The organism is Pseudomonas luteola NBRC 103146 (genome assembly GCF_002091675.1).
In the GTDB taxonomy this organism is placed as follows: domain Bacteria; phylum Pseudomonadota; class Gammaproteobacteria; order Pseudomonadales; family Pseudomonadaceae; genus Chryseomonas; species Chryseomonas luteola.
Genome location: NZ_BDAE01000007.1, coordinates 76,431 through 90,671, shown reverse-complemented (window position 1 = coordinate 90,671; position 14,241 = coordinate 76,431). Strand labels below are relative to the sequence as shown.

The following is a 14,241-nucleotide window of genomic DNA, read 5'->3' as shown; positions in this document are numbered from 1 at the left end:
GAACAGACGATTCGGGGCCGTCTAAGACAGCCCCGAATCTCAACATAAAACACCCAGCGAACCTATCGTCGCAGCAATCAGCCTACGCGGTAGTTGGGCGCTTCTTTCGTAATTTGCACATCGTGTACATGGGATTCCGCCATGCCGGCACCGGTGATGCGAACGAATTGAGGCTTGGTACGCATCTCCTCGATCGTGGCGCAGCCGGTGTAACCCATGGAGGCACGCAGGCCACCCATCAATTGATGAATGATAGCGGCTAACGGACCTTTGTACGGTACGCGACCTTCAATGCCTTCCGGTACCAGCTTTTCAGCACCGGACGCGGAGTCCTGGAAATAGCGGTCGCTGGAGCCCTGGCTCTGCGACATCGCACCCAGCGAGCCCATGCCACGGTAGGACTTGTAGGAGCGGCCCTGGAACAGCTCGACCTCGCCCGGCGCCTCTTCGGTACCAGCGAACATGGAGCCCATCATGACACAGTAACCGCCCGCCACGATGGCCTTGGACAGGTCACCGGAGAAACGGATGCCACCGTCAGCGATCAATGGAACACCTGTACCTTCCAGCGCAGCGGCAACGTTGGCAATGGCGGAGATCTGCGGAACACCTACACCGGCTACGATACGCGTGGTGCAGATGGAGCCCGGGCCGATACCGACCTTGACGGCATCGGCGCCTGCATCAGCCAGTGCCTTGGCCGCTTCGCCGGTCGCGATGTTGCCACCAATGACCTGTACCTGCGGATAGGTTTCCTTGACCCAGCGCACACGCTCGATCACACCCTTGGAGTGACCGTGAGCGGTATCGACCACGATGACGTCAACACCGGCAGCAACCAGCGCAGCCACACGCTCAGGCGTCTCGGCGCCGGTACCGACGGCAGCACCGACACGCAGGCTGCCCGCTTCGTCCTTGCTGGCGTTCGGATAGGCCTTGGCTTTTTCGATGTCCTTGACGGTCATCATGCCTTTCAGGTTGAAGGCCTCATCGACGATCAGGACCTTTTCCAGACGGTGCTTGTGCAAGAGCTCGCGCACTTCCTGCTTATTGGCACCTTCGCGAACGGTAACGAGACGCTCCTTGGGAGTCATCACATCGCGCACCGGAATATCGAGGCGGTTTTCAAATCGCACATCACGGGAGGTGACGATACCGACCAGATCACCGTTGGCCAGGACCGGTACACCCGAGATGTTGTGCTGACGCGTCAGGTCGAACAGGTCGCGGACGGTTGCGCTGGCATCGATCGTGATCGGGTCCTTTACAACGCCAGCCTCGAAGCGCTTGACCTTGCGGACTTCAGCAGCTTGCTGCTCGACCGTCATGTTCTTGTGGATGATTCCGATACCGCCTTCCTGGGCCATGGCAATGGCGAGACGGGACTCGGTTACGGTATCCATCGCAGCGGATACCAGGGGAATGTTCAACTCGATACCGCGCGTGAGGCGGGTCTTCAGGCTGACGTCTTTTGGCAAGACATCGGAATAACCGGGAATCAGGAGAACGTCGTCGAAAGTCAGGGCTTCTTGGCTGATGCGCAGCATGGCAGGGGCTCCCGGGCGGGAAAAATAAGAAGCGCGACATTATACCTGTCCTAGAGGAAAGCCTCAACGTAGGCATGAAAGTTGCCGCTCCGTTTACATGGGAAACAATATCAAATTAGAATAATTATCATTACCAGATCATGAGCACCTATCTTGAAAGCCTCGCCACGCCCCTTCGGCCATGTCCGGCAAATACCTTTTCTTCTTTCCCTGCTTGTAGGTTACATCGCTGCGTACACCCTACCCGCCCAGGCGGAAGACTACGTCGACCTGTCTTCCATGGAAATCCAGGCAGATATGCCTCAGGTAGAAGACGGGTATACAGCCGTACAGGCAGGTACAGCCAGCAAGAGTGACGTGCCGGTCAAGGAGGAAGCACAGTCTATTGAGGTCGTAACGCCTGAAATCATTCAGGACTACGACGTTCAGTCGCTGGATGATGCAATGAAGTTTGTCAGCGGCGTCAGCCAGGGCAATACCTTGGGGAACACCAAGGATTCATTGGTCAAGCGGGGATTTGGTACGAATGCCGACGGTTCGATCTTTCGCGATGGCGTACGCTCGAACCTGTCCCGCAACTTTGGTCCTACCAGTGAGCGGGTCGAAGTTCTCAAGGGCCCGGCTTCTCTGCTTTACGGAGCACTTGAGCCGGGTGGATTGATCAACGTAGTCAGCAAACAGCCTCAGTATGTGCAGAGCACTACCTTTGGCGGCTCGGCCTTCAGCGAAGGGGGCGGTAGTCTGAATATCGACACTACCGGGCCTGTGGGCGATACCGGTTTTGCATATCGCCTGATCGCCGAGCGGCAAAGCGAGGACTACTGGCGCAACTATGGTGTCAATCAGCACACCCTCATCGCTCCTTCGCTGAGTTGGACCGGCGAACGCGCCAGCGTGACGCTGGCCTATGAATACAACGACTATACGAGCCCGTTTGACCGCGGCACGGTGTTTGTTGATGGCCATCCGGCCAGTGTCAGCTACAACAAGCGCCTGGATGAGAAATGGGCCAACACAACCGGCATCAGCGAGACTGCAACGGCTCGATTCGAGTATCAGCTTAGCGACGAGTGGAAGACGCGTCTGACCTACGGTTGGAATAACGACCGCTATAGCCTCGCCATCGCTCAGCCGGTCTCGGTTACGCCCAGTGGCGAACTTCTTCGAACAGCCAATGGCGGTCATTATGATTACGAGACCACCTACACCAGCTGGGACTTTATTGGGAAACAGGATTTCCTGGGCCAGCGCCATGATTTATTGATCGGTATCGATCATGAAATGAATGATCAGTACAGGGGCAAGACCTACCGCAATAGCACTGGCTCCCGCCGTAACATCAATATCTATTCACCCACCTATGGCAAGCTTGCCGAGCCCAGTCAGATCAGTCCTACACAAAGCAATGCACGCAATGAGCTTGAGTCCACTTCGCTTTATTTCAAAGATAACTGGCATCTGGATGATCGCTGGATTCTGGTCTTGGGAGGTCGCTATCAGCAATTCGAGCAATATGCTGCCCAAGGGTTGGGAGCAAACCGAAAGCCTAGTCTGGATAGAGACGATCAGGTAGTTATCCCGTTTGTTGGTCTAGTTTTTCAGGCAACCGACGCCCTGTCGCTCTACGGAAACTATAGCCGCTCCTTTGCTCCCAACACCACCGTGGACGATCTCAATCAGACATTTGATCCGGAAAAAGGACGCAGCTATGAACTGGGTGTCAAATACACTCTGGCGCCAGGCCTGAATCTGAACGCAGCCGTATTCGATATCGAAAAAGACAATGTAGTGAGCACCCGCATGGTCAACGGAAAGTCGATAGGCAGTGCAGGCAAAGTGAGTGCTCGCGGGCTGGAACTGGACGTCACCGGGCGGCTGTCCGAGCGTTGGAACATCATCGGCACCTATGCCTATACCCGTACGCGTATTCTGGAAAACAACAGCAATCCCACTTGGGAAGGCAACCGACTCAATCAGGCACCTGAACATACGGCCAGCCTGTATCTCACTCATCATTTGCAGGTGCCGTCTGACCTGGGCGACTGGCATACCGGTGCAGGTGCGCGCTATGTAGGGGAACGTGCCGGCGACGATGAAAACAATTTTTATATGAGCAGCTATACCGTCGCTGACGCCTTCCTGCGCTGGGACTTGCCTGTGCATGGCTATAAAGCCAAGCTGCAACTCAACGTCGACAACCTGTTTGACAAGCATTACTACCCCTCCAGCACCGGTAGCGCATTGCAGGTCAATGTGGGCGAGCCTCGTACGGCGCGTCTGAGTGCCAGCGTGACCTTCTGAGGGCATCAAATTATCCGTCTGGGTACCCTGCCCAGACGGCCCATCCCACCTAGGCGGCTCTCTGTTCTTATGCTCAACTGTCGGCACAAGAACACAACGGAGCGCCGCCATGCACATCGTCATCCCGGACGACTATCAACACGTTGTCGAAACCCTGGACTGCTTTACCCTGCTCGAACGTGCCGGGCATACCGTCACGGTCTATCATGATGCCGAGCGTGACCCAGCCGTTCTGATCGAGCGCTTTCGAGAAGCCGATGCGCTGGTGCTGACCCGTGAGCGAACACATGTCGACGAGGCGCTGCTGTCCCATCTACCCCGCCTCAAGCTGATCAGCCAGACCGGCAAGGCGACCGGTCATCTGGATGTCGCAGCCTGTACTCATCGCGGAATTGCGGTGGTGGAAGGCACCGGCTCGCCCATCGCCGCTGCCGAACTGACCTGGGCGCTGATTCTCATGGCGCGGCGCAAGCTCAAACCAGCCATCGATGCCTTTTATGCCGGTGGCTGGCAGGTCAATCTGGGCGAACGCCTAAACGGCCAAATTTTGGGTATTTGGGGCTACGGCAAGATTGGCAAGCTGCTCGCCCGATATGGTCAGGCCTTTGGCATGCCTGTTCTGGTGTGGGGCAGCGAGACCTCGAGGCAGGCTGCACTGGCGGACGGTCATCGCGCCGCCGACAGCCAGGAAACCTTCTTTGCCGAGTCGGATGTACTGAGCCTGAACCTGCGATTTTCAGACAAGACCCGTCATATCGTCCGTCGTGAGGACTTGGCGTTGATGAAGAAGTCAGCCCTTTTGGTGAATGCTGCCCGTGCAGGTCTGATCGAGCCGGGCGCACTGCTTGAAGCTGTCGAGGCAGGTCGCCCAGGCTATGCCGCGGTAGACGTGTATGAAGAGGAGCCCGTACCGGCCGGCCACCCCCTCCTTTCCCACCCCAACATCCTGTGCACCCCTCACCTGGGCTACGTGGAAAAGCACAGCTACGAACTCTACTTTGGCGAAGCGTTTGCCAATCTGATCGCCTTTTTTGCGGGCGAGCCGGAGAATGTCGCGAACCCGGACGTGCTGGGTCGCTAGCATCCAGCCGATGGCGGGCTTATGATGCCCGCCATGCTTAACGATCCTTTTCAACGTCTCGGCCTCGACCGTGAGGTCCTAACCGTCAGCCAGCTCAACGGCCGCGCCCGTGTTCTGCTGGAAGACGTCTTTTCTCAGGTCTGGGTGGAGGGCGAGATATCCAATCTTGCCCGCCCCGCCTCCGGCCATATCTACTTTACCTTGAAGGATAAGGACGCCCAGGTACGGTGCGCCCTCTTCCGGCAGAACGCCGTGCGTGTCAGGAACCTGCTCAAGGATGGCATGGCGGTGAAGGTTCGCGGCAAGGTCTCCCTATTCGAAGGTCGTGGTGATTATCAGCTGATTCTGGAAACCCTGGAGCCAGCAGGTGACGGGCTCTTGCGACAGGCATTCGAAGCCCTGAAGCAGAAACTGCTGGACGAAGGCTTGTTCGCGCAAGAGCGAAAGAAACCGCTGCCGGGCCATCCGTGCCGTATCGGAATCGTGACCTCACCGACTGGAGCGGTCATCCGCGATATCGTCAGCGTTTTCAAGCGCCGTGCGCCACAGGTCGAGCTGGTCCTGATACCTACGGCAGTACAAGGGCGTGAGGCCACCGGACAGATCGTTCGTGCGTTGCAAACGGCAGACGTGCAGGGTTTCGACGCGATCATTCTGGCCCGGGGCGGCGGCTCCCTTGAGGATCTATGGTGCTTTAACGAAGAGCAGGTTGCCCGCGCTGTTGCAGCCGTTCAAACGCCTATCGTGAGTGCGGTCGGGCATGAGACGGATGTGTCGATTGCCGACTTCGTGGCCGACGTACGCGCCCCTACCCCCTCAGCTGCAGCCGAACTATTGGCCCCTCACAGCGGGGACCTTAAAAACCGCCTGGACGCGCTGTATCGGCGCCTGGTTGTCCGCATGGGTGAGCGGCTTAGCCGTGAGCAGTTGCGCTTGGAAAACATGACGCGTCGGCTCAAGCATCCGGGCGAGCGGCTGCGCCAGCAAGCACAGCGTATCGATGATCTGGACATGCGCCTGCGCCGCGCCTTTGTCATCGACATGAACCGACGGCGGGACCGCCTTGCCCATGTCGAGACGCGACTGGCCGGCCAGCATCCGGGCCGTCAACTTGCTTTGCTACGTCAGCGTCTGGATCAACTGGCCCAGCAGCTTCCGCGCTGCATGGAACGTCAGCTCAAGGAGCGTCGTCAGCGCTTGGCCGCCCAGGTTCAAACGCTACATATCGTCAGCCCGCTTGCCACTCTGGGTCGTGGTTACAGCATTCTGCTCGACGAACGCGGCCACGCCATCCGATCCGCCGATCAAACGCGTAATGGCCAGCGCCTCAAAGCCCGCCTGGCTGAAGGCGAGCTGGATGTTCGGGTGGAAGACAATCATCGGGAATTAACGACGCTCTCCCTACTGGACTGACCATTAGCAGGCGCGACTGAAAAACGTTTCTACCTGAACACGTGCGCTCAGCTCGTCGACATAGCGGCGCACCGAGTCAGGCCACTCTAGCCCAGCCGTGACGCTCAGGCCTCGCAGAATTGGAAACAGGTTGAAGTCATCCAGCAGGAGCTGCGGACGTACCGGGTCAAGGCCGTACATCTCAACTAATAGCGTCAAGCGGTGGTTGATGTCTTCAATGGCCTGCTGGCTGTTTGACAGGGCCGCATTGAAATCTCCGATGATCTGGCTTTTCTTCTCGACAAACAGTGCGTGCGCCTCACGCGAGCCCATCTCCTTGAGGCCGATCTGTGCCCAGCGCGGATAGCCCAGCTGCTGAAACGACGGCAGGGCAGATTCAATCCAGGCGATTACAGCTTGTGAATGGGCCTGTTCGATCATTGGTCTATCATCGAGATGATCAAGATAGTGAACAATCGCCAGACTTTCCGTCATGGCGGTCCCGTCGTCCTTTATCAGGATCGGGACAGTTTTCTTGCCTACCAAACGCTCAGGGGTGGCTGTATCGTCATACAACAGCACCTGAAGCGTTGCATCGAGTTGCTTGAGGCCCAGCGCCATACGCGCCTTGGTACTGAAGGGACAGTGTTCGTAGTAGTAGAGCTTCATGAGGCTTCTCCTTGATGTCCTCATGCAGTGACCGGTGTGAACTCGCCCGGGTTCAGCCACGAGCGATTTGCCAGAAGCCAAGACATGAACGAGGATGACTGGATCACATCGCCTTGATTGTTTTCCTATGCCTCGCTTTCTTCTGCTATTGATTACCCTGTGTTTTACCTTTTGTGCCCATGCCGAAGGTTTCCTTACTCGCCTGCTGGATAAACCTGTTCCAGGGGGCGTGGCGGTTGTTCCATTGGGCAACGGCCCGACGGCTCCCAAAGCGACCTATCAAGGGAAGCCGGTCATGGTGGTCCATGAAGAGGGCCAGCGCTGGATTGCTATCGTCGGTATTCCACTCACGATCAAACCCGGTCAGCAGACATTGACGGTCAATGGTAGCCGCACGGAAACCTTTGCCGTGCGCAGTCGCCACTATAAGGAACAGCACATCACGCTGAAAAATGATCGGCAGGTAAACCCTAATCCGGCGGATCTCAAGCGAATCGAGCGTGAGCTGGCTGAGCAGACCAAGGCCTATCAGATCTTTTCCCCCGGTACGCCCAGTAACCTGCTGCTGGACCGCCCCGTCGATGGACGCCTTTCCAGCCCGTTCGGCTTGCGGCGCTTTTTCAATGGCCAGGAGCGCAACCCACATTCAGGCCTCGATTTTGCCGTTCCAGCCGGTACACCGATCAAGGCGCCAGCCGCAGGCAAGGTCATTCTGATTGGCGATTATTTCTTTAATGGCCGTACGGTATTCGTCGACCACGGACAGGGCTTTATCAGCATGTTCTGCCATATGTCCAAAGTAAACGTAAAGCTGGGGCAGGAAGTGCCCAGAGGTGGCGTGGTGGGCTTCGTGGGGTCGACGGGTAGAGCCACCGGGCCGCATATGCACTGGAATGTCAGCCTGAACGATGCACGGGTCGATCCCGCCGTCTTCATCAACGCCTATACACCCTGACGGGAACAATGAAAGCCCGTAAGCCCGCAAGGCTTACGGGTATAACAATCCTACCGCTTGCAAAGCGCCTCGCAGGGTACTCCGTCGTGATTACCATCGATCTGGGTGTTGCCACACTGTTGCAATTGGTATTTAGCCTCGGCACAGCTGGACATGGCACTGCAGCGCTTGAGCGTCGAGCAGTTGAACTCGCCCTCCTCGCTTGCCGCCTTGACCGGCGGCGTGTAGGTGGCCGATCCCTGCCGCTTATCCTGACGCTTATCACGGTCGGCCTTGCGCCACTCCCACGGTGGCATGCGTTCCGACTCCGGTAGCGCCCAAAGACCGCGCTTGGCAGCCTTGGCTTCGGCCTCAAGATCCAGCAGCGACTTGTCTTTCAAATACTGCCGGTACACCCAGGCCGAGCCGGACTTGACCTGCTCGGCATTCACATCTGTCCTGTCCTGGTAAACCCGCGCCACCTTGCGGCCGTAGCGGTCGGTATCCTGTACCTCAAGCCGCACATCCTTGCCAAAAACCATGCTGGAGAGGGACTGCTGCGCACGAGTCCCATAGGGCTGCTTGGACTCAGGCGTATCGATCTCGGCCAGTCGAATCTTGAGCTGTTTTTTCTGTGGCGTCAGGCAGGTCAGCGTATCGCCATCGTGCACACCTACCACACGGCAGTTGATGGTCTCGGCCTGGGCCAGCAACGGAAACAGGAAAAAAGCGGCAAACGGAATCAGACGCCTCACGCGAAAACTCCTTGGGAGAAAATGGGCAGAGCTGCTGTTCAAAGTACCACTCCTACGGTGCAGCGATCAGCGGTCCAGGGGAATCAGCTTGTACAGCTCACCAATGGTACACCGCTCCGCATCACCGGCTGGCGGATTGGAAATGATCAGATCTCCAGGCCGCAAGCCGGCCGCTCTTGAGCTGTAGCCGATACGGTTACCTGCCTGCAGGTTGCCGCAAGGCTGCGCAAACTCAACCAGATAGGCCCGCCCCAGTCCAGTTCCCAGCGCAATGTGGCTGCGATCCAGATAATTCCATCCAGACAAGTCGAACCCAAGGATTGTACGGATTGGCTCGCCTTGGCTATAGCCCAGTCGCCTGAGTTTGCCGTCCAGCGTGGTCGGTGGTCCGAACGGTGTTGCACAGGCAGCCAGCAGTGAAATCAGCCCCAGCAGTCCCAGCGTTCTAAACACGCGCATTCAAGAATCCTTAACCTGTTGTCTCTATCGTGGCGCTTTGAGTGCATGCGCCTTTGCCATGGCGGCACCCTATCGAATGTACTGTCTCAGAGGGTTAGGAAAGCGTGGCGCCTTATAGTTTCAATCCAGGCCTAATCGCGTCCGTTCAATGTTTCACTGACTTCGATCAGGCGTGAAAGACCTGCCTTCAGAGCCGCCACCGTGTCGGCGTCCAGAGGAAGCGTCTGTTTCATCGTACCGGGAATTCCACGTGCGGCCTCCTGCAGGGCTCGCCCATCCTGGGTCAGCGTTACCGCCACACAACGCTCGTCCTCAACCAGGCGAGACCGTTGGACCAGACCGGCAGCTTCGAGGCGCTTGACCAGCGGGGTAAGGGTTCCGGTATCCAGATGCAGGCGCCTGCCGATCTCAGTGACCTTGAGCCCGTCCCGCTCCCAGAGCACAAGCATGACCAAGTATTGCGGATACGTAAGGCCCAGCGGCTCAAGCAATGGCCGATAGGCGCGAACGGTGGCATTTGCCGCTGCGTAGAGCGGAAAACACAACTGTTCGTCGAGTGAAAGCTCGCACACGGAGCGATTTGGCGTCTCTTTTATCGAATCAGACATGACGACCTCGTCGAGACCAAAGCGAACATCCTGCGACGCCGAGCCTCTTGCTTGTTTACATTTCACGCAATTATATTGAACACAATATATCGGTAAGCCTCTAACTGCCAGATGCTACCTACTCTTGGAGAACATGCCCAATGGCTGATCTGTTTAGCGAACTGAAAATCAAAGACGTCACCCTGCGTAACCGTATTGCCGTCTCTCCCATGTGCCAGTACATGGCAAAAGACGGCATGCCCAACGAATGGCACTTCCAGAATTATGCCTCGCGTGCGGCAGGCGGTGCAGGTCTTGTTGTTGTAGAGGCGAGCGCCGTCTCCCCTGAAGGCCGTATTACCCCTGCTGACCTGGGGATCTGGAACGATGAGCAGGCCGAAGCCTACAAGCCTATCGTCAACTTCATCAAATCCACCGGTGCCGTAGCCGGTATCCAGATTGCTCACGCCGGCCGCAAAGCTAGCGCCAACCGTCCCTGGGAAGGCGATGATCATCTGCCGGAAGATCACCCGCTGGCCTGGGAAACCATTGGCCCCTCCGATAATGCCTTTGGTGCCCACCTGCCCCGTGCCCCCAAGCAGATGACGGTCGAGGATATCCATCGCGTTACAGCTGATTTCGTAGCCGCTGCCAAGCGCGCTCTTGCGGCGGGCTTCGAGTTGCTTGAACTGCACTTCGCCCATGGTTACCTGGCGCAGAGCTTCTTCTCGCCGCTGGCCAACAAGCGTACCGATGAATACGGTGGCGACTTCGAAGGCCGTGCACGCTTCCTGCTGGAAACCTTCCATGCCGTACGCGAGGTATGGCCCCAGAACCTGCCGCTGATCGTACGCCTGGGCGTGACCGACTTCGTTGAAGGCGATCAGGGTATGGAAGAGTCCATCGAGCTGGTTCGCCGCTTCAAGGAAGGCGGTATGGACCTGATCGACGTCAGCATGGGCTTCAACACGCCTGATGTGTCCAATGTTCCATGGGGCAAGCCAGGCTTCATGGGCGACAAGGCAAAGCAGATCACCGATGCGGTCGATGTGTTGACCTCCATCAGCTGGTCCATTCGCGAGCCCAAGGATGCCAATGAACTCATCGAGAGCGGCCAGACCGACCTGATCATGCTGGGCAAGGCTGTACTGGGTGATCCCTTCTGGCCTTACCATGCCGCTATCGAATTGGGTCGCGAGAATCCTCAGGACCTGCTGCCACCGCCCTATGCGGCCTGGCTGAAGCGTCGCTGAGTTTTCGCTGTCCAAAAAGGCGCCCGTTACACGGCGCCTTTTTTATTTGGTTCCGCTTATTGCTTGGCGAGACGCACAGTACGCTAGGCTATGTATCTACTCAGCCTATGGAGCGCCCATGATCACGGTTCATCACCTCAACAACTCCCGCTCGCAACGTGTCCTCTGGCTGCTTGAGGAGTTGGGGCTCGAGTATCAGATCAAACGTTATGAGCGTGATCCGCAGACGTTGCTGGCGCCAAAGGAGCTGCGTGATGTTCACCCATTGGGCAAGTCGCCGGTTATTACCGATGACTCGATGACCTTGGCGGAGTCAGGCGCCATCATTGATTATCTGGCCCACCGCTACGGGCAGTCACTTGTTCCCCCCGCCGACGCCCCCGAGCGTGCACGCTATACCTACTGGCTGCACTATGCCGAAGGCTCAGCCATGCCACCCCTGCTTCTCAAGCTGGTGTTCGACCGTGTCCGCACCGGTCCGATGCCTTTTTTCGCCCGCCCTATCGCGCGCGCTATCAGTGATCAGGTCACTCGAGTCTTCATTCAGCCGCAGCTAAACCTGCACTTCGATTATCTGGAAAGTGAGTTGAGCAAGCACGAATGGTTTACAGGTGACGCCTTTACAGCAGCCGATATACAGATGAGTTTCCCGCTGGAAGCGGCTGCCTGTCGCGCAGGCTTGACGCAGGGCCGCCCCAAGCTCAAGGCCTTTCTGGAGCGTATCCATGCGCGACCGGCGTATCAACGCGCCCTGGAGAAAGGTGGCCCCTATGACTATGCCGCCCAGGGTTAATGCTGGCGCATGGGCATCTTGTCGATGGTGGCAAAGATCGCAGCAGGATCGATCTGGCCTTGTTGTACGATTTTCTTCCCGCCGTCCTTGCCCACCAGGATGACCGTTGCCTCGCCGCTCGGCTGCTCATCAAGCGCACTGACCAGCGCCTGGGTCTGATGTTCGCTCAGCGGCTCACCGTTACGCTGGCCACGATCACCGACTACGGTATAAAGCACCATATCCCGCTCGATAAAGGCCTCACGGTTGCGTGGCTCTTCAAGGGAGGTGGTCAACTGTTTGAGCACCGGATCATCCGCCGAAGCCGCCAGGACAACAAGGGGACGCGTCTTCCAACGCTCCTGGGTCAAAGGATTGTCCGCGTCAGCGGCCATCACGCCTCCCGCAATCGCCATGAGCCCGCTCAAGGCACCGGCTTTCAGCATGCGTACAATAGACATCGTTATGATTCCCATCAAGAAAAGGATCTTTGCATAACGACCACATACGCATCGAAAATTCAGTGGCTACACACCTGTAGCATTACAAAGCGTGTAGCCCCTGGCTTATCGCTCGATAGCCAGCGCGACACCCTGGCCACCACCAATACACAAAGTCGCCAGCCCCTTGTGCGCGTCACGCCGGATCATCTCGTACAGGAGATTGATCACGACCCGTCCGCCCGACGCGCCAATCGGATGACCCAGCGCGATAGCTCCTCCATTCACATTGACCTTGTCCCAGTCCCATCCTAGCTCCTGCCCTACCGACAATGCCTGGGCAGCAAAGGCTTCGTTGGCTTCGATCAGGTCCAGCTCGCCCAGATCCCATCCTGCCTTGTCCAGACAACGGCGCGTCGCTGACACGGGTCCGATTCCCATGATGGAAGGATCAACCCCTGCATTGGCATAGGCCTTGATGCGGGCCAGCACCGGCAGGCCCAGCGCGTCGGCCTTTTCCGCACTCATGAGAATGAGCGCAGCGGCCCCATCATTGATGCTGGAAGCATTACCGGCCGTGACCGTACCGTCGGGCTTGAATGCTGGCTTGAGCTTGGCCAAGGCTTCGGCTGTCGTGCCTGCACGCGGCTGCTCATCGGTATCGAACACCACCGGATCACCCTTGCGCTGAGGGATCACGATAGGGATAATCTGGTCCTTGAAGCGGCCCGCCTCGATAGCCGCGAGAGCCTTCTGCTGGGAGGCCGCGGCGTACTCGTCCTGCGCCTGGCGGCTAATGCCATATTTCTCGACCAGATTCTCGGCAGTAATCCCCATGTGGTAATCGTTAAACGCGTCCCACAAACCGTCCTGAATCATCGAATCGACCAGCTCGGCATTTCCCATTCGTAGACCGGTACGCGCCTTGGGCAGAACGTAAGGCGCAAGGCTCATGCTTTCCATGCCACCGGCCACGATGATGTCGGCATCACCACAGCGAATGGCCTGGGTGGCCAGATGCAGCGCCTTGAGGCCCGAGCCACACACCTTGTTAAGCGCCATCGCTGGCACCGTAGGCGGCAATCCCGCCTTGATGGAGGCCTGACGCGCCGTGTTCTGTCCAAGACCTGCCGTCAATACGTGGCCCATGATGACTTCATCGACCTGTTCCGGTGCAATACCGGTTTTTTCGATCACGGCCTTGATGACTGCAGCCCCCAGCTCCACGGCCGACACATTGGCCAGCGCACCTTGAAAGCTGCCAATGGCCGTCCGCGTAGCGGCCACGATAACAACGTCTCGCATTACTGTTCTCCTGAAATAAGGTGGCCATGCGCCCGGCATCAGCACAAGGCGGTTCGCCTGCGGCATTCTTCTGGATCCCGTTGCGTACGTCCTGCGCTGATCAACAGGCGCACCATGCCTATGCCATTACTGAACAGCCGGTGGCTTCCTGCAACGCTTCGAAGGTGACGCCTTCAGCCAGCTCGACCAGCGTCAATCCTTCTGGGGTCACATCCAGCACCCCCAGGTCGGTAATGATCCGGTTGACCACCCCTACTCCGGTCAGTGGCAGGTCACAGACCGGCAGGATCTTGTGAGCGCCTTTGGCGGTGTGCTCCATCAGCACTACCACGCGTTTTACACCGGCAACAAGGTCCATTGCCCCGCCCATGCCCTTTACCATCTTGCCGGGAATCATCCAGTTGGCGAGGTCTCCCTTTTCCGACACCTGCATGGCGCCCAGAATAGCGAGATTGATGTGCCCGCCTCGGATCATGGCAAAACTCAAGGCACTGTCGAAGTAACTGCTGCCCGGCAGGGCAGTAACAGTTTGCTTGCCGGCGTTGATCAGGTCCGGGTCAATGGTCTCTTCTGTCGGAAACGGGCCGATACCCAGGAGTCCGTTTTCAGATTGCAGCCACACATCCATTCCTTCAGGAATATAGTTGGCGACCAGAGTGGGCAGGCCGATGCCCAGGTTGACATAGAAGCCGTCCTGCAATTCCTTGGCGGCGCGCTGCGCCATTTGTTCACGAGTCCAGGCCATG

The 14,241-nt window shown here is 57.8% G+C and carries 14 protein-coding genes; 6 read left to right on the top strand and 8 right to left on the bottom strand.

All coding sequences use genetic code 11. The annotated features are described in order from the left end of the window. Window positions 1-77 precede the first annotated feature (77 nt). Window positions 78-1,547, bottom strand: coding sequence for an IMP dehydrogenase (gene guaB, locus PLU01S_RS10530; RefSeq protein ID WP_010797355.1), 1,470 nt, complete (start codon window positions 1,545-1,547; stop codon window positions 78-80). Window positions 1,548-1,826: 279 nt separating this feature from the next. Between guaB and PLU01S_RS10525 the strand changes: the two genes are divergently transcribed. The 3 genes from PLU01S_RS10525 (at window position 1,827) to xseA (ending at window position 6,342) form a co-directional block, all read left to right on the top strand. Then, on the top strand, window positions 1,827-3,848 hold the full coding sequence (locus PLU01S_RS10525; RefSeq protein WP_083397957.1) for a TonB-dependent siderophore receptor: 2,022 nt from the start codon (window positions 1,827-1,829) through the stop codon (window positions 3,846-3,848). A 109-nt stretch (window positions 3,849-3,957) separates the two neighbouring features. Next, the gene (locus PLU01S_RS10520; RefSeq protein WP_019364415.1) at window positions 3,958-4,929 is read left to right on the top strand and encodes a D-2-hydroxyacid dehydrogenase family protein; all 972 of its coding nucleotides are present in this window, start codon (window positions 3,958-3,960) and stop codon (window positions 4,927-4,929) included. A 33-nt stretch (window positions 4,930-4,962) separates the two neighbouring features. Continuing rightward, on the top strand, window positions 4,963-6,342 hold the full coding sequence (xseA, locus tag PLU01S_RS10515; protein ID WP_074828200.1) for an exodeoxyribonuclease VII large subunit: 1,380 nt from the start codon (window positions 4,963-4,965) through the stop codon (window positions 6,340-6,342). 3 nt (window positions 6,343-6,345) lie between these two features. On the opposite strand, the gene grxB is transcribed toward xseA, so the two are convergent. After that, on the bottom strand, window positions 6,346-6,990 hold the full coding sequence (gene grxB / locus PLU01S_RS10510; RefSeq protein ID WP_074828029.1) for a glutaredoxin 2: 645 nt from the start codon (window positions 6,988-6,990) through the stop codon (window positions 6,346-6,348). Between the two features lie 127 nt (window positions 6,991-7,117). Between grxB and PLU01S_RS10505 the strand changes: the two genes are divergently transcribed. Beyond that, a complete protein-coding gene (locus PLU01S_RS10505; protein WP_074828026.1) occupies window positions 7,118-7,945 on the top strand; it encodes a peptidoglycan DD-metalloendopeptidase family protein in 828 nt (275 codons plus the stop codon). A gap of 50 nt (window positions 7,946-7,995) precedes the next feature. Here PLU01S_RS10505 and PLU01S_RS10500 read toward each other — a convergent pair whose 3' ends face one another. From PLU01S_RS10500 to PLU01S_RS10490, 3 genes are all read right to left on the bottom strand, one after another. Continuing rightward, window positions 7,996-8,679, bottom strand: a complete 684-nt coding sequence (locus PLU01S_RS10500) for a thermonuclease family protein (protein ID WP_074828025.1) — start codon at window positions 8,677-8,679, stop codon at window positions 7,996-7,998. A gap of 66 nt (window positions 8,680-8,745) precedes the next feature. Beyond that, complete coding sequence (locus tag PLU01S_RS10495) at window positions 8,746-9,138, bottom strand: DUF6491 family protein (RefSeq protein ID WP_074828022.1); 393 nt, start codon at window positions 9,136-9,138, stop codon at window positions 8,746-8,748. A gap of 131 nt (window positions 9,139-9,269) precedes the next feature. Next, on the bottom strand, window positions 9,270-9,746 hold the full coding sequence (locus PLU01S_RS10490) for a MarR family winged helix-turn-helix transcriptional regulator (protein WP_074828019.1): 477 nt from the start codon (window positions 9,744-9,746) through the stop codon (window positions 9,270-9,272). 140 nt (window positions 9,747-9,886) lie between these two features. Here PLU01S_RS10490 and PLU01S_RS10485 point away from each other — a divergent pair, with 140 nt between their 5' ends. Both PLU01S_RS10485 and PLU01S_RS10480 read left to right on the top strand, forming a co-directional pair. After that, window positions 9,887-10,978: an NADH:flavin oxidoreductase/NADH oxidase gene (locus PLU01S_RS10485; protein WP_074828015.1), complete on the top strand. Its 1,092-nt coding sequence runs from the start codon at window positions 9,887-9,889 to the stop codon at window positions 10,976-10,978. Between the two features lie 118 nt (window positions 10,979-11,096). Further along, window positions 11,097-11,771: a glutathione S-transferase gene (locus PLU01S_RS10480; RefSeq protein WP_074828012.1), complete on the top strand. Its 675-nt coding sequence runs from the start codon at window positions 11,097-11,099 to the stop codon at window positions 11,769-11,771. Here PLU01S_RS10480 and PLU01S_RS10475 read toward each other — a convergent pair. The 3 genes from PLU01S_RS10475 to PLU01S_RS10465 all read right to left on the bottom strand — a co-directional run bounded on the left by PLU01S_RS10475 (window position 11,768) and on the right by PLU01S_RS10465 (window position 14,240). Next, a complete protein-coding gene (locus PLU01S_RS10475; RefSeq protein ID WP_074828006.1) occupies window positions 11,768-12,211 on the bottom strand; it encodes a DUF4174 domain-containing protein in 444 nt (147 codons plus the stop codon). The two genes, PLU01S_RS10480 and PLU01S_RS10475, sit on opposite strands and share 4 nt — an antisense overlap. 105 nt (window positions 12,212-12,316) lie before the next feature. Beyond that, window positions 12,317-13,495, bottom strand: a complete 1,179-nt coding sequence (locus PLU01S_RS10470; RefSeq protein WP_074828003.1) for an acetyl-CoA C-acetyltransferase — start codon at window positions 13,493-13,495, stop codon at window positions 12,317-12,319. 118 nt (window positions 13,496-13,613) lie between these two features. Further along, complete coding sequence (locus PLU01S_RS10465; protein ID WP_074828000.1) at window positions 13,614-14,240, bottom strand: CoA transferase subunit B; 627 nt, start codon at window positions 14,238-14,240, stop codon at window positions 13,614-13,616. Window position 14,241 lies beyond the last annotated feature (1 nt).